16 protein-coding genes are annotated in these 13,891 nt (G+C 72.2%); 8 read left to right on the top strand and 8 right to left on the bottom strand.

All coding sequences use genetic code 11. The features are described 5' to 3' along the window. Positions 1 to 34 precede the first annotated feature (34 nt). Together ACF08F_RS07920 and ACF08F_RS07925 are read left to right on the top strand one after the other, a co-directional pair. Positions 35 to 742 carry a response regulator transcription factor gene (locus ACF08F_RS07920; RefSeq protein WP_392297624.1) on the top strand — a complete coding sequence of 236 codons (708 nt, stop codon included), beginning with the start codon at positions 35 to 37 and terminating at the stop codon, positions 740 to 742. Further along, a complete protein-coding gene (locus ACF08F_RS07925) occupies positions 739 to 2,193 on the top strand; it encodes an ATP-binding protein (protein WP_392297625.1) in 1,455 nt (484 codons plus the stop codon). Before ACF08F_RS07920 ends, ACF08F_RS07925 begins: the two co-directional genes overlap by 4 nt. Here ACF08F_RS07925 and ACF08F_RS07930 read toward each other — a convergent pair. The 6 genes from ACF08F_RS07930 to ACF08F_RS07955 all read right to left on the bottom strand — a co-directional run bounded on the left by ACF08F_RS07930 (position 2,156) and on the right by ACF08F_RS07955 (position 7,472). Beyond that, the gene (locus ACF08F_RS07930) at positions 2,156 to 2,668 is read right to left on the bottom strand and encodes an SgcJ/EcaC family oxidoreductase (RefSeq protein ID WP_392297626.1); all 513 of its coding nucleotides are present in this window, start codon (positions 2,666 to 2,668) and stop codon (positions 2,156 to 2,158) included. The two genes, ACF08F_RS07925 and ACF08F_RS07930, sit on opposite strands and share 38 nt — an antisense overlap. 149 nt (positions 2,669 to 2,817) lie before the next feature. Next, positions 2,818 to 3,729: a nitroreductase/quinone reductase family protein gene (locus ACF08F_RS07935; RefSeq protein WP_392297627.1), complete on the bottom strand. Its 912-nt coding sequence runs from the start codon at positions 3,727 to 3,729 to the stop codon at positions 2,818 to 2,820. 212 nt (positions 3,730 to 3,941) lie between these two features. Beyond that, positions 3,942 to 5,345, bottom strand: a complete 1,404-nt coding sequence (locus ACF08F_RS07940; RefSeq protein ID WP_392297628.1) for a carboxyl transferase domain-containing protein — start codon at positions 5,343 to 5,345, stop codon at positions 3,942 to 3,944. 108 nt (positions 5,346 to 5,453) lie between these two features. Next, positions 5,454 to 5,945: a DUF6114 domain-containing protein gene (locus ACF08F_RS07945; protein WP_392297629.1), complete on the bottom strand. Its 492-nt coding sequence runs from the start codon at positions 5,943 to 5,945 to the stop codon at positions 5,454 to 5,456. 2 nt (positions 5,946 to 5,947) lie between these two features. Continuing rightward, on the bottom strand, positions 5,948 to 6,604 hold the full coding sequence (locus ACF08F_RS07950) for a DUF6230 family protein (protein WP_392297630.1): 657 nt from the start codon (positions 6,602 to 6,604) through the stop codon (positions 5,948 to 5,950). A gap of 193 nt (positions 6,605 to 6,797) precedes the next feature. Continuing rightward, positions 6,798 to 7,472 (bottom strand): TetR/AcrR family transcriptional regulator, encoded by a 675-nt coding sequence (locus ACF08F_RS07955; protein WP_392297631.1) that lies wholly within the window; start codon positions 7,470 to 7,472, stop codon positions 6,798 to 6,800. Positions 7,473 to 7,807: 335 nt separating this feature from the next. Between ACF08F_RS07955 and ACF08F_RS07960 the strand changes: the two genes are divergently transcribed. Continuing rightward, positions 7,808 to 8,476 (top strand): Tat pathway signal sequence domain protein, encoded by a 669-nt coding sequence (locus ACF08F_RS07960; protein WP_392297632.1) that lies wholly within the window; start codon positions 7,808 to 7,810, stop codon positions 8,474 to 8,476. 109 nt (positions 8,477 to 8,585) lie between these two features. Here ACF08F_RS07960 and ACF08F_RS07965 read toward each other — a convergent pair whose 3' ends face one another. After that, positions 8,586 to 9,044 carry a Crp/Fnr family transcriptional regulator gene (locus ACF08F_RS07965; protein WP_392297633.1) on the bottom strand — a complete coding sequence of 153 codons (459 nt, stop codon included), beginning with the start codon at positions 9,042 to 9,044 and terminating at the stop codon, positions 8,586 to 8,588. Between the two features lie 171 nt (positions 9,045 to 9,215). Here ACF08F_RS07965 and ACF08F_RS07970 point away from each other — a divergent pair, with 171 nt between their 5' ends. From ACF08F_RS07970 to ACF08F_RS07990, 5 genes are all read left to right on the top strand, one after another. Further along, positions 9,216 to 9,911 carry an alpha/beta hydrolase gene (locus tag ACF08F_RS07970; RefSeq protein WP_392297634.1) on the top strand — a complete coding sequence of 232 codons (696 nt, stop codon included), beginning with the start codon at positions 9,216 to 9,218 and terminating at the stop codon, positions 9,909 to 9,911. Positions 9,912 to 10,086: 175 nt separating this feature from the next. Further along, a complete protein-coding gene (locus tag ACF08F_RS07975) occupies positions 10,087 to 10,842 on the top strand; it encodes an amino acid ABC transporter ATP-binding protein (RefSeq protein ID WP_392297635.1) in 756 nt (251 codons plus the stop codon). A 42-nt stretch (positions 10,843 to 10,884) separates the two neighbouring features. Beyond that, a complete protein-coding gene (locus ACF08F_RS07980; protein WP_392297636.1) occupies positions 10,885 to 11,733 on the top strand; it encodes a glutamate ABC transporter substrate-binding protein in 849 nt (282 codons plus the stop codon). Between the two features lie 10 nt (positions 11,734 to 11,743). After that, positions 11,744 to 12,409 carry an amino acid ABC transporter permease gene (locus ACF08F_RS07985; protein ID WP_392297637.1) on the top strand — a complete coding sequence of 222 codons (666 nt, stop codon included), beginning with the start codon at positions 11,744 to 11,746 and terminating at the stop codon, positions 12,407 to 12,409. Beyond that, on the top strand, positions 12,406 to 13,320 hold the full coding sequence (locus ACF08F_RS07990) for an amino acid ABC transporter permease (RefSeq protein ID WP_392297638.1): 915 nt from the start codon (positions 12,406 to 12,408) through the stop codon (positions 13,318 to 13,320). The genes ACF08F_RS07985 and ACF08F_RS07990 overlap by 4 nt, the downstream gene beginning before the upstream one ends. Positions 13,321 to 13,322: 2 nt before the next feature. On the opposite strand, the gene ACF08F_RS07995 is transcribed toward ACF08F_RS07990, so the two are convergent. Then, positions 13,323 to 13,883 carry a TetR family transcriptional regulator gene (locus ACF08F_RS07995; protein WP_392297639.1) on the bottom strand — a complete coding sequence of 187 codons (561 nt, stop codon included), beginning with the start codon at positions 13,881 to 13,883 and terminating at the stop codon, positions 13,323 to 13,325. Positions 13,884 to 13,891: the final 8 nt, after the last annotated feature.

The raw sequence follows: 13,891 nt of genomic DNA on the forward strand, positions 1-13,891 counted from the left end.
AACCGACGAACGGAACCCGAACTAGGGTTTCCCCGTGCGTGTACTTCTGGTGGAAGACGACGAACCGATCGCGGAGTCCCTGCGGCGCGGGTTGCTGCGCTACGGGTTCGAGGTGGAGTGGGTGACCACGGGAGCCGCGGGGCTCGCCGTCACCACCCCCTACGACCTCGTCCTCCTCGATCTCGGACTGCCCGACACCGACGGGCTGGACGTCTGCCGGGCGTTGCGGCTCCGGGGCGACGTGCCGATCATCGTGATCAGCGCCCGCAGTGACGAGACGGACCGGGTCGTCGGCCTGGAGATCGGTGCCGACGACTACGTGTCCAAGCCCTTCGGGGTCCGCGAGGTGATCGCCCGGATCCGCGCCGTGCTGCGGCGCGCCCGACCCGAGAACCGGCCGTCGGGGCCCCAGAGTTACGGAGCCCGGCTCAGCCTCGACCGCAAGGCCGGCCGGGTGCGGCTGGACGGCGCCGAGGTGGCGCTCACCCCGAAGGAGTACGACCTGCTGGCGTTCCTCACGGAGGAGCCGGGCGCGCTGATGTCGCGCGAGCAGATCATGGAGGCCGTCTGGGACGCCAACTGGTTCGGGCCGACCAAGACACTGGACGTCCATGTGGCGTCGCTGCGACGGAAGTTGGCCGGTGCCGTGACCGTCGAGGCGGTGCGCGGCGTGGGGTTCCGGCTCGTCGTCGCACCGGACGCGCCGGCCGACGGGCCCGCGACCCCGGAGGACGGCACGTGATCAGACGGCTGATCGTCAGCTACGTCGCACTCGTCGGCGTGGCGCTCGCCGCCTTCACCGTGCCCGTCGCCTTCACGCTCACCGCCCAACTCCGCGGAGACACCGAGGAGTCCGTACGGCGCGAGGCGACCACCATGGCGCTGCTCCTCGGCGACGGCGACGAGCCCGCCCGGCAGGCACTGGCCAGGATGGCGGGGGCGTACGCGGACGAGACACCGGGCACGGTGGAGGTCGTTGCGGCCGACGGCAGGAGCGCGGTGCCACCGCTGCCGCTGCCGGAGAACCCGGCCGACGACCGGGCGATCGGCGAGGCCCTCCGGCGCGGGGTGACCACCGTCGACTGGGGCTCCCGGCTCGTCTGGGGCCCCGAGCTGGTGCTCACCGTGCCCGTGTACGAGGGCCGGCCCGCGGTGCGGGGACCGACGGGCGAGGAGGAACGGATCGTCGGCGCCGTGCGCATCCGCTACGCGACCGCCGACCTCTCCGACCGGCTCTGGCGCATCTGGGGCTTCCGGGCGATCCTCGCGATCGGCGTCCTCGCGGTCGCGGCCGGCCTCGGCGCCGTCGTGGCCCGGCTGCTCACCAAACCGCTGCGCCAACTCAACGACATGGCGGCCCGGTTCGGCGACGGCGACCTGACGGCCCGCTCGCCCGTCACGGGGCCGAGCGAGACGCGGACCCTGGCCCGGACCCTCAACCAGGGTGCCGAACGCCTCGACACCCTGGTCGCCGCGCAGCGCATCTTCGTCGCGGACGCCTCGCACCAGCTGCGTACCCCGCTCACCGCGCTGCGGCTCGCGCTCGACAACATCGCGGACGGCGTCGACGACGACTTCGTACGGGAGGACGTGGACCAGGCGACCGCCGAGGTCGTCCGGATGAGCCGGCTGGTGAGCGGCCTGCTGGTGCTGGCCAGGGCCGAGGCCAAGGTGGCCGCGCCCGAGCCGCTCGCGCTGCGCGAGCTCGTCGAGGACCGGCTGAACGTGTGGCGGCCCGCCGCCGACGAGCGGGGGGTGAGGATCGCCCTCACCGGGACGGCCGAGGAAGGGCCCCGGGTGCTCGCCGGGCCCGGCAACCTGGACCAGGTCCTCGACAACGTCCTCTCCAACGCCCTGGAGGTCTCCCCGGACCGGGGGACGATCACCGTACGGGTGGAGACGCGCGGCCCGGAGGAGGCGGTCCTGGAGGTCCTCGACCAGGGCCCCGGCATGTCCCCCGCCGAACAGGCCCGCGCCTTCGACCGGTTCTGGCGCGGGCAGGGCCTGACCGGCCGTACGGGCTCCGGTCTCGGCCTGGCCATCGTCAAGCGGCTGGTGACGGACGACGGCGGCCGGGTCGCCCTGCGGGACGCGCCCGGCGGCGGCCTGTGCGTGCGGATAGGGCTGCGGACGGCGCCCGAGGGGCCCCGGCGGATCAGCTCTCGGCCGGGACCACCGAGGAGTGGTGGTTGACGATCAGCCACCGGCCGTCGCGCTTCTCGTACTGGTAGGTGTAGCGGGCGTCGACCGCCTTGGTCACACCGGTCCGCGGGTCGGTGAGGTGGAAGCGGTAGAGCCCGGCGTCGAGCGCCGAGTTCCGGTCCAGGACGTGTATCACGGAGCGCAGCTTCTCGCCCCGCGGCTTCTTCTGGAGGAAGTGCGCGAAGTAGTCGGTGATCCCTTCCTGGTCGGTGCGGATCCGGGAGGAGGCGGTCGGCAGCAGCACGGCGTCCTCGGCGTACCGGGCGGCCACCTTCTCCGGGTCGCCGGTCAGGAGCGCCGCGTTCCACCCGTCGAAGAGCGCGGCGATCTCCCGCTCGCCGGCCCGGCCGTGCTGCCTGCCGTCCTCCTCCTCCCCGGCCACGCCGACCCCGGCGGCGAAGGTGCCGAGTGTCGCCACGGCGAGCGAGGCGGCGAGGGCGGCGCGGATACGGGGCGTGGGCGTCATCAGGGCTCCTGCGGGGAGTGGACGTGACCCGAACGCGGACCGGTTCGGGTGGTGTCACTCTCGCGTCGGCCCGCCCAACCCCCGTACAGGGGACGGCAAGAGCCCGGACAAGACTCGGGAAAAATCGCACCGGGGAGGCGCGGGACCGATCAGGGGGCGGGGCGGACCGGCGGGAAGGGGATCTCCGCGAGGAGCGGCAGCAGCATCTCCTCCTCGTAGGCGAGATGGGTCGAGAGCTCGGTCGACATCCGCTCCAGCTCGGCCCGGAACGCGCCGGGGTCCGCGCCGGCGATGTCGCCGAGGTGCCCGCCCAGCTCCCGCTGGAGGCGGGCGACGGTGCGGTGTTCGGTACGGAGCCGCTCGAAGACCTCGGCGAGGTGAGGGTGATGGGCCTCGATCCCGGGGAACAGATGGGCGTCCTCGGTGGTGTGGTGGAACTCCAGCGACTGGCAGAAGGCGAGGCACCGCTGCCGGATCTGAAGGCCGAGCCCGGGCGACGGCGGCTCGCCCGGCCCCTGGTGCGCCGCCCGCGCGGCGAAGTGCGCGTCGACCTCCTCCCGTACCCGGCCCAGCTGTACGCGGAGCCAGACGTGGACCTCCATGAGCTTGTCGGCGAGGTTCGTGACCTCGGCGAGGCCTTCGTCAGCGGAGGTCGTGTCGGGTTCCAGGACCACGACCGGCAGGATTCGCGCGGTGTTGCGCTGGTACTCGCCGTAGCCGGGCTCGGCGCTCACGACGTGCGCGAACAGCCGGTCCCGGCGGGCGCCTTCGGCCGGGACGGCGAGCGCCTCGAACTCCTCGGCGCCGAGCTCCACCCGGACCTGCGGGTGGGCCATCAGGTTGTGGAACCAGTCGGGGTGCCGGTCGGACCCGAGGTTCGAGCCGACGACCATCAGCAGGTCGCCGTGGCGGACGTACCCGAGGGGGACGGTGCGCGGGACTCCGGAGTGCGCGCCGGTGGTGGTGAGGAGCAGCAGGTCGCTGCCCTCGAAGTAGCCGCCGACCTTCCCGCTGTTCGCGCGGAACTCGTCGATGACGGACTGGTTGAAGGATGTGGGCATGATGAGGCGATCTCCGTGAGGGCGTGACGGCCCTGGGTGTGCCGTGAGGGGGCGCGCCGGAGGCGGCCGGTCACGGTGTGCGTGAAAGGACGGATGCCTCACGCGGGAATGCCTCGCGTGAGTGCACCGGGTCAGGTGGTCGCCCGACTGCCGGCCGGCCCACTGCTCTTTGGCCGACGCCACGCGCCACGGTCCGATTAAAGCACAGCCCGTCAGGAGGGCGGGGGGCCGTCGACGATGCCCCGGACGGCGCCGAGGGCGAGGAGGTCCCGCGGGCGCAGCCGGAGCCGGTCGGCGGTGGTGTCCGCTTCCTCGGGGGTCCGCTTGAGGATCGCCGCGGCGAGCTCCGGGGCGATGACGGAGAAGTAGCTGTCCGGGGTCGCCCAGGTGTTGCCGGGGGCGGCGAGGGCGAGGGCGCCGCCCGAACCGCCTTCGCCGACGAGGAGGGTCGTCAGCGGGACCCCGGCCGTGGCGACGGCCTCGAAGAGGCCGGCGATGGCGGGGCCCGCGCCGTCCCGCTCGGCCTGGGGGTCGTTGGCGGCGCCGGGCGTGTCGACGAGGGTGAGGACCGGGATGCCGAGGCGGTCGGCGAGGCGGACGAGCCGGGTCGCGGTACGGAAGCCGGCGGGCCGGGTGGCGGTGCCGCACTGGGCGGCGTAGGCGACGGTCCGGCCGTCGGGGCCCTGCCCGAAGCCGCACCGCATGCCGGGGTCGGTGCCTCCGCAGCGGTCGCCGGAGATCTCGGCGCGGTGCGTGAAGTGGGCGTCGAGGTAGGCGGGTGCCCGGGGGCGGTCGGGGTGCCGGGCGCGGGCCACGGCCTCCCGGCCGGACCCGACGGGCGAAACGGTGCGGGTGTCGGTGCCGGGGTGTGTGCCGGTGCCGGTGCCGGTGCGGTGGCCGACGCCGGGCCCGAGGGCGTACGGGGGCGGGACCGGGCCCTCGGCCGGGCGCGTGAGGAGCGTCAGCCAGCGGCCGAGCACGGCGCGCAGCTCGCCCGGCGGGACGACGGCGTCGAGGTGACCGTGGGCGAGCTGGGCCTCCGCCGTGTAGGCGGCGGGGTCGGCGTCCGCCGGGCGCACCCGCGAGCCCGCGAAGCCGACCTGGGCGCCCGGCAGGGCGAGCACGACGTCGGAGCCCGCGCCGAGGGTGGCCCAGCCGCCGCCGGTCGTCGGGTCCCGCAGGACCGCGACCTGGGGCAGGCCTGCCGCCCGGGTGAGAGCCGACTCCTGGGCGATCACCTGGAGTTGGAGGAGGGCGCGCATGCCCTCGTGCATCCGGCTCCCCCCGGTGGCGGGGAGCACGACCACGGGCAGCCGCCGCTCGCGCGCGAGCCGGTGCGCGGCGGCGGCCCGCGCCCCGGTCCGCTCGCCGATGGAGCCGCCGAGGAAGCGGAACTCGAAGGACAGCAGCACCACCGGGACGCCGCCGATCACGCCCGTACCGCAGATCACCGACTCGGTCTCGCCGGAGCGCTCCGCGGCACGGCCGTGCGCGGCGGAGTAGCCCGGCCAGCCGATCGGCCCGTCTCCGGCCAAGGGCCCCTCGGAGAAGGGGAGTTCGGTGAAGTCGTCGGTGACGAGCGCGATCGCCTCGCGTGCCGTCATCGGGTCGGTCATGCGTGCCTCGCCGCTCGTCGCCGGTCCGTCCGTACGGGTGGGTCGGTGGTGCCCCTCCACCGTACCGTCGGCCGGTGGAGGGGCGCCGGAGCCGCCCGTACTGCCAGGTCAGGCGACGGGCCCCGGCTCCGGCGCGGGTCCGGCCATGGCCCCGGCGCTCGCCGCCGTGTCCTTCCCGGCCGCCTCCGCCTCGGCCCGCGCCTCCCGTCGGCTCCGGCGCCAGGAGCGGCGCCGGGGACGGTCGGGCAGCCAGCCGAAGGCGAGCGAGCTGCCGACGAGACCCAGCAGCATGCCGATGACGAACCCGCCCAGATTGGAGGTCACCCAGCTGCCCAGGGAGGCCAGGACGCCGACGACCGAGTAGAAGAGCCGCTGGCGCGGGTTGAGGACGACGAGCACTCCGCAGATCACCATGAGGACGGGCAGGACGTAGCCCACCAGGCTGTCCGCCCCCGCCGTGAGGATCACCGTGATGCTCGCCCGCTGGGACACCAGGATCTCCGTGCCGCCCAGGGCGAGCGTGAGACCGGCGCCGAACGGCCGGCGGTACCGCCAGAGCCGGAAGGCCCGCCAGGCGCGGCGGGGGCGGCCGGACGCCACGCTCAGCAGCCCTTCGAGCTGAAGCGCATCTTCAGGTCGGGCAGGGTGAACCGGACGGCGGTCGTGGCGTAGTTGGTCTGCCGCAGGTCCTTGATCCTGACGGTGTCGGCCTGCTGGCCGAAGACGCCCAGCGGCCCCTTGACCGGGGGCTTGTCGAAGGTGCTCGCGTCGCCGCCGATCTCGATGTTGTCGAAGTCGGCGACCTTGCCGGAGATCTCCGTGGAGTCGGTGGTGAGCCCGGAAGCCTTGACGGGGGTGCCCTTCGCGCCCGCCGTGATGTGCAGGAAGGTGCCGCCCAGCTCCACGCTCTGGCAGAGGTTGGTGAGTTCGGCCTCGCGGATCGCGGTGACGATCACCAGGATCTGGCCTCCGGTCTCGCCGGCGTTCGGGCTGCCCTCGGGCATGTTGTCGAGGCCGCCGAACTGCCCGAAGCCCCGGCCCTCCAGGCTGTCGGCGGTGACCGTGAACGGCATGCCCGAGATGGCGAACTGGGCGGCGAGGGCGCCCTGTGCGGTCAGCACCACGAGCGTGGCGGCGGCGGCCAGGGCGGGGCCGCCCATCAGGGCCGCGCGGCGGAACCGGACCCGGCCGCGTCTGCCGGACCGGTCGTCGGGTAACGGGGAGTGGGTGGTGTCCTGGGTGTTTTCGGACATGGCCATGAGGCGCTCCTGACATGGGTGAGGAAACGGACCTGCGCGGCGGCGTCCTGGCGCGGACGGTTCCCCGAGCTGCCCGGGTCTTCCTCACGTGCGGAGGCAGACGTGCCGCAGGGAACCTACCGGACAGTAAGGCTTGCGGTTACCCGGGGTCAACTACCGTGCATGTCCTGCCCGTTGAGCTCTCCGCGATCGATCATTCGGTGCCGAACGGGGCCACCACGACATGCACCAGCGTGTCGAGCAGCGGAGGAAGATCGGTGAACCGCCCCTCGTCGACCGCGCGGTGCACCGCCGCGTGGACGGCGCCCACCACCATGTCCACCAGCTCGGCCCGCGCCACCCACGGCGGCCCCGCCGGCGCGTCCGCGAAGAACCGTCGAAAACTGGCCAGAAGTTCCGCACGGGCCCCGCGCCCCGCGGGCCCCACCGACTCGATCTCGACCACCATCGCGGCGAAGGCCGGGTTCTCGGTGAGCAGGGTGAGGAGCACCCGCAGCCCGGCCCGTACCGAGGCCGGCCAGTCCGCCGCGCCGCCCGCCTCCTCGTACGCCCGCCCCATGGCCCGCACCACCAGCTCCGTACCGCCCCGGTAGGCGGCGACGACGGCGTCCTCCTTGCCGGAGAACAGCTCGTAGAAGACCGGTCGGGTCACCCCGGCCTCCCGGCAGATGTCGCTGATGCGCGCACCCGCGTAGCCGTTCTCCGCGACCGTCCGGGCCACCCCGTCGAGCAGCCGCTCCCGCTGCCGGGAGGCCACCTGCTCGGGGCTCAGCCGGCGCGGCCCGGGGCGCAGGGACCGCCCCGGTTCACGGCCCGAGCGGGACCCCGGCAGGACGAGCCCCTCCTCCGCCTCGCGGGCACTCGTCATCGGCCACAGCCTTCCGGGCTTGTTGACGTCACATACTCGGCAGGATTACAACCCTCGTGGGTTTTCCTCTCGGTGCGCCGAGTGTCATCGGGTGTTCTCAGGTGTTCGGTGGAGCCGCTCCCCGAGGGACGGGACGCGTCCCCACCGCGCACGGCACCGAGTATCACGCTCCCCGCACCGCTCCAGCACCCCACTTCAGAAGCTGTCCCCAGCACCGCTCTCCCCACACCGCTGCCGGACGTCATCCGTGGCGCCGGACCGTTCCGGCAGCGCCCGCACCTCGCTCCGTACGCACCGCCGTCCCCACCCACCTCCGTACGGAAGGAAGCATCCCCATGCGCAAGCACGCTCTCCTCGCCGCCGTCGGCCTCGCCGTCTCGGCCACGCTCGCCGCGACCACCCAGGCCGGCGCCCTCGGAGCCACCGCCGGCAACGTCCTCACCACCGGCTCCGCCGCGGGCACCGCCGTCGCGGTCGGCGACGTCCTGTCCGCCTCGCTCTCCACCGGCACCAAGGCCCGGATCGCCACCACTCAGGGCGGCAGCTCCGGCATCACCTGCAACACCTCGGCGTTCACCGCCACCGTCACCGGCAACCCCACCGCTCCCGGCACCGCCACCGAGACCGTCACGGCCCACACGCTCAGCAGCTGCACCACCAACATCGTCGGGGCGACGGGCGTCCAGAGCATCACCGTCAACAACCTGCCGTACAGCACGGCCGTCGTCTCCGGCGGCTCGCTCACCGTCACGGCGGGCGCCGCGGGCCCGATCCAGACCACCCTGAAGATCAACAGCATCCTCGGCCTGATGACCTGCGTCTACCGGGCCGGCAGCCTCACGGCCACCCCCTCCAACACCGACAACTCGCTGACCTTCACCGACCAGCTGTTCACCAAGGCCAGCGGCCCCGGCACCTGTCCGGCCAGCGGCTGGTTCACGGCGAAGTACGGCCCCGTCCAGGACGTCAGCCAGGCCGGGAGCCCCTCCGTCTTCGTGAACTGACCCCGATCCGACCGTGGGCCCCGCCCGCCGCCGCACGGCGAAGGGCGGGGCTCACACGAGGGCGGGGCTCACGGCCCACGGCCCCGGCTCATGGCTCACGGCTCACGGCTCACGCGAAGATGCCGCTGCCGTGCGGGGCGTACAGGTCCAGGAGCCGGACCCGGGTCACGTTCAGGCGATGGGCCAGGATCGACCCCACCCAGAAGACGACCGAGGCACCGAACTCCGTGTCCGCCCGGCACATCGACCGAACGGCCGCGGCGTCGAACTCGTACGCCCGCACCGGCGTCATCGCCTCGGCCCCCGACTGGCACAGGTACGGCGGGAACATCCAGGACAGGCCGACCAGCTCGCCGTGGCGCAGGGTCTCGATCACCGGCGCCCCCCGGCCCGGCACCTTGGCGTCGAGCGTCACGGCGCCCGTCTTCACGATCCAGAACCGGTCGGCGTGCTGCTGCTCCTCGAACAGCCGGTGACCGGACTCGAAGTACACGTTCTCGGCGAAGGCCATCAGCCGCTCCCGGTGCTCCGGCGGCAACGTGCTGACCTTGGGCGCGGCACTGGTCATGGCGGACCCTCCTCCGACGCTCGGCTCCCACCCCCAGTGTCCGACAGGCCGGGCCGACGCGCGCCCGACCGGACGTGCGGAGCCACCACCGCGCACGTAGCGTGGCCGCGGGGAGACGGGGCGGGACCAGGGGGCGGGAACCATCCCTCGTACAGATCGGGACCGAAACCCATGGCAGACAAGCCCGCGATCGTCCTCGTCCACGGATTCTGGGGCGGCGCCGCCCACTGGTCGAAGGTGATCGTCGAACTCCACCGACGCGGTCACGACCGGCTCCATGCCGTCGAGAACCCGCTCACCTCGCTCGCCGACGACGCCGAGCGCACCCGGAAGATGGTCGGGCAGGTCGACGGCCCCGTGGTGCTCGTCGGCCACTCGTACGGCGGCGCCGTCATCACCGAGGCGGGCGATCTGCCGAACGTCACCGGCCTCGTCTACATCGCCGCGTTCGCCCCCGACGCGGGGGAGAGCCCCGGACAGATCAGCCAGGAACATCCGCCCGCCGCCTTCGAGAACATCGCCCCCGACTCCGACGGCTACCTCTGGATCAAGCAGGACACGTTCCACGACAGCTTCGCCCAGGACCTGACGCGGGAAGAGGCCCTGGTCATGGCCGTCACCCAGAAGGCGCCGCTCGCGTCCACCTTCGGCGACAACGTCACCGCCCCGGCCTGGCGGGCCAAGCCCACCTATTACCAGGTCTCCGCCGAGGACCGCATGATCCACCCGGACAACGAGCGCCGCATGGCCGCGCGGATGAACCCGCGCAAGACCATCGAGCTCGACGCGAGTCACGCCTCCCTCGCTTCCCGGCCCATCGAGGTCTGCGACCTCATCGAGCTGGCGGTGCGCGAGACCGGCGCCTGACGGCCCGGCCCGGCCGCCGCTCTCCGTGTGACCCCCGACCCCCGGCCGGGGGTCACACGGCGGTGCGCCCGCTCACCCTCCGTGCACCCCCTCCGGCGTGCGCGGGCCCGGCGGAGGGCGGAGCATGAACGTGAAGGGGAGACGGCGAGCGGGGGGCGTGACCCTGGAGGGTGCCATGCCCGTCCCGGAAGGCGGCGACGCGCTCGTCGTGCTGCGCGAGGTGGACAAGTACTTCGGCGCCCTGCACGTCCTCCAGTCCATCGACCTGACGATCCACCGGGGCGAGGTGGTCGTCGTCATCGGGCCGTCCGGCTCGGGGAAGTCGACGCTCTGCCGGGCGATCAACCGCCTGGAGACCATCGACGCGGGCGAGATCGTCATCGACGGCCGTCCGCTCCCGGCCGAGGGCCGCGAACTGGCGGCCCTGCGGGCCGACGTCGGCATGGTCTTCCAGTCCTTCAACCTCTTCGCCCACAAGACGGTGCTCGACAACGTCACCCTGGGCCAGATCAAGGTCCGCAAGAAGGACCGGAAGGCCGCCGAGCAGCGGGCCCGCACGCTGCTCGAACGCGTCGGGGTCGCCTCCCAGGCGGACAAGTACCCGGCGCAGCTCTCCGGCGGTCAGCAGCAGCGCGTGGCGATCGCCCGCGCCCTCGCCATGGAACCGAAGGTGATGCTCTTCGACGAGCCGACCTCCGCACTCGACCCCGAGATGATCAACGAGGTCCTGGAGGTCATGCAGCAACTCGCCCGGGACGGCATGACGATGGTGGTCGTCACCCACGAGATGGGCTTCGCCCGCTCCGCCGCCAACCGGGTCGTCTTCATGTCCGACGGAAAGATCGTCGAGGAGACGACCCCGGACGAGTTCTTCAGCAATCCGCGCAGCGAACGGGCCAAGGACTTCCTGTCCAAGATCCTCCACCACTGAGCCCGGACGCCGCCCGATCAGCAGCCCCCAGGGGTGATCCACATGAACGTCCACAGGACCGGCAGGACCACCGTGGCCGTCGCAGCGGCCGTCGTCCTCTCCTTCACATCGGCGGGACTGGCCTCCGGAGCGTCCGGCGACGTCTCCCGCGGCCACGGCGAGGACGAGATCACCATCGGCATCAAGTACGACCAGCCCGGCATCGGCCTCAAGACCCCGGACGGCACCTATACGGGCCTCGACGTCGACGTGGCGACGTACATCGCCAAGGAACTCGGCCACGAACCGGGCGACATCGTGTGGAAGGAGGCCAAGAGCGCCGACCGGGAGACGCTGCTCCAGCGCGGTGACGTGGACTTCATCGCGGCCTCGTACTCGATCAACGACGAGCGCGCGGAGAAGGTCGACTTCGCCGGCCCCTACCTCCTGGCCCACCAGGACGTACTGATCCGCGCCGACGACGACTCGATCAAGCAGCCTTCCGACCTGAACAACAAGAAGCTCTGCTCGGTCACCGGCTCGACCTCCGCGCAGAACGTCAAGGACGAGATCGCCCCCGACGCCCAGCTCCAGGAGTACGGCGGCTACTCCGAATGCCTGACCGGCCTGGAGAACGGGGTGATCGACGCCGTCACCACCGACGACTCGATCCTCGCCGGGTACGCGTCACAGCCCGAGTTCAAGGGCAAGTTCAAGCTCGGCGGCTTCAAGATGAGCAACGAGAACTACGGCATCGGCGTCCAGAAGGGCAGCGAACTCAAGGCCGAGATCAACGCCGCTCTGGAGAAGATGGTCGCCGACGGCGCCTGGGAGGCCGCGGTGAAGAAGAACCTCGGGCCTGCCGGCTACCAGAACGAACCCGCGCCGAAGATCGGCGTCATCGTCGAGTGAGCGGGCCGTCGTGTTCGACTTCCTCCAGGGGTACGACCTGCTCGGAGCCTTCTGGGTGACGGTGCAGCTCACCGTCTACTCCGCCATCGGCTCCCTGATCTGGGGGACCCTGCTGGCCGCCATGCGCGTCAGCCCGGTCCCCCTGATGCGGGGCTTCGGCACCGTCTACGTCAACGTGGTGCGGAACATCCCCCTCACCGTCATCATCGTCTTCACCTCGCTCGGCCTCTTCCAGACACTCGGGGTGAGCCTCGGCGCGGACAGGTTCACCACGATCAACTTCCGGCTCGCCGTCCTCGGCCTCACCGCCTACACGAGCGCCTTCGTCTGCGAGGCCCTCCGCTCCGGCATCAACACCGTCCCCCTCGGCCAGGTCGAGGCGGCCCGCGCCATCGGACTCAGCTTTCCGCAGGTCCTGCGCATCATCGTGCTCCCGCAGGCCTTCCGCTCCGTCGTCGGCCCGCTCGCCAACGTCCTCATCGCCCTCACCAAGAACACCACCGTGGCCGCCGCGATCGGCGTCGCCGAAGCAGCCCTGCTCATGCGCGAGATGATCGAGAACGAGGCCCAGCTCATCCTCATCTCCGTGATCTTCGCCGTCGGCTTCCTCTGCCTCACCCTGCCCACCGGGCTGTTCCTCGGCTGGGTGGCCAAGAAGGTGGCGGTGAAGCGATGAAGACCAAGCCCACGGTCCTCTACGACGTCCCCGGACCGCGCGCCCGCCGGCGCAACCTCCTCTGGACGCTGCTGTTCCTGGTCGCGCTCGCCGCCGTGGTGTGGTGGGTGGTGGCGAGCCTCGCCGAGAAGAACCAGCTCGAATGGGACAAGTGGGCGCCCTTCTTCACCGACGCCCGCGTCTGGGAGACGTACATCCTGCCCGCCCTGAAGAACACCGTGATCGCCGCGGCCCTCGCCATGGTGATCGCGCTGCCGCTCGGCGCCTTCCTCGGCATCCTGCGGCTCTCCGACCACCGCTGGGTGCGCGGCGCGGCCGGCACGGTCGTCGAGTTCTTCCGGGCCATCCCCGTCCTGATCCTCATGCTCTTCGCCAACGCCGCGTACGCCGAGTTCACCGACATCAGCCCGGACACCCGCCCCCTGTACGCGGTCGTCACCGGCCTCGTCCTCTACAACGCCTCCGTGCTGGCCGAGGTCGTCCGCGCCGGCATCCTCGCCCTGCCGAGCGGGCAGACCGACGCGGCGAAGGCGATCGGCATGCGCAAGGGCCAGACCATGGCGTACGTACTGCTCCCACAGGCGGTCACCGCCATGCTGCCCGCCCTGGTCAGCCAGCTCGTCGTCATCGTCAAGGACACCGCGCTCGGCGGCGCGATGCTCGGCTTCTCCGAACTCCTCGCCTCCGTACGTCCGATGAGTGCGAACTACGGTGCCAACACGATCGCCTGCTTCACCGTCGTCGCCGTGATCTTCGTCGTCCTCAACTTCGCGCTCACCACCTTCGCCTCCTGGCTCGAGGCCCGGCTGCGGCGCGGCAAGAGGTCCACGGGCGCGATCGTCGAGGCCGGAGCGGTGGAGGAACTGGCCACGCCGGGCGAACACATGGGTCCGACCGACGGGACGAAGTGACCTCAGGGCGCCGGGTCCGTCAGGTAGCGCTGCACGGTCGGCCCGAGCCAGGCGACGACCTCGTCCCTGGACATCTCCACCGCGGGCGGCAGCCGGAGCACGTAGCGGGCGAGTGCCATCCCGAGGATCTGCGAGGCGACGAGCGCCGCCCGGCGGGGCGCTTCCGCGGGGTCGGGGCAGACTCCGCGGGCGACGGGTCCGAGCTGCGCGGCGAAGACGGCGCGCATCCGCTCGGCGCCGGCGCTGTTGGTGACGCCCACCCTCAGCATGCCGGTGAGCACGTCGTCGCGTTCCCACCGGTCGAGGAAGTGCGTGACGAGGACGGGGCCGATGTGCCGGGACGGCAGGGCGCCGAGCTCGGGAAGGGCCAGGTCGATCTCGGAGGCGGCGGCGAACAGCCCTTCCTTGTTGCCGTAGTAGCGCATCACCATCGAGGGGTCGATGGCGGCGTCGCGGGCGATGGCCCGGATGGTGGCGCGCTCGTACCCGTCCGAGGCGAAGCGTTCGCGGGCGGCTTCGAGGATCGCGGCGCGGGTGGCGTCGGAGCGGCGTGCGGTCGTCATGCCAACAA

It is taken from the genome of Streptomyces sp. NPDC015130 (assembly GCF_043080005.1).
Lineage (GTDB): Bacteria > Actinomycetota > Actinomycetes > Streptomycetales > Streptomycetaceae > Streptomyces.

Coding starts and splice junctions, on each gene's coding strand:
- ACF08F_RS07930 (WP_392297626.1), bottom strand. CDS start 2,668: ATGACGCCCACGCCCCGTATCCGCGCCGCCCTCGCCGCCTCGCTCGCC.
- ACF08F_RS07935 (WP_392297627.1), bottom strand. CDS start 3,729: ATGCCCACATCCTTCAACCAGTCCGTCATCGACGAGTTCCGCGCGAAC.
- ACF08F_RS07940 (WP_392297628.1), bottom strand. CDS start 5,345: ATGACCGACCCGATGACGGCACGCGAGGCGATCGCGCTCGTCACCGAC.
- ACF08F_RS07950 (WP_392297630.1), bottom strand. CDS start 6,604: ATGGCCATGTCCGAAAACACCCAGGACACCACCCACTCCCCGTTACCC.
- ACF08F_RS07955 (WP_392297631.1), bottom strand. CDS start 7,472: ATGACGAGTGCCCGCGAGGCGGAGGAGGGGCTCGTCCTGCCGGGGTCC.
- ACF08F_RS07960 (WP_392297632.1), top strand. CDS start 7,808: ATGCGCAAGCACGCTCTCCTCGCCGCCGTCGGCCTCGCCGTCTCGGCC.
- ACF08F_RS07965 (WP_392297633.1), bottom strand. CDS start 9,044: ATGACCAGTGCCGCGCCCAAGGTCAGCACGTTGCCGCCGGAGCACCGG.
- ACF08F_RS07970 (WP_392297634.1), top strand. CDS start 9,216: ATGGCAGACAAGCCCGCGATCGTCCTCGTCCACGGATTCTGGGGCGGC.
- ACF08F_RS07975 (WP_392297635.1), top strand. CDS start 10,087: ATGCCCGTCCCGGAAGGCGGCGACGCGCTCGTCGTGCTGCGCGAGGTG.
- ACF08F_RS07980 (WP_392297636.1), top strand. CDS start 10,885: ATGAACGTCCACAGGACCGGCAGGACCACCGTGGCCGTCGCAGCGGCC.
- ACF08F_RS07990 (WP_392297638.1), top strand. CDS start 12,406: ATGAAGACCAAGCCCACGGTCCTCTACGACGTCCCCGGACCGCGCGCC.
- ACF08F_RS07995 (WP_392297639.1), bottom strand. CDS start 13,883: ATGACGACCGCACGCCGCTCCGACGCCACCCGCGCCGCGATCCTCGAA.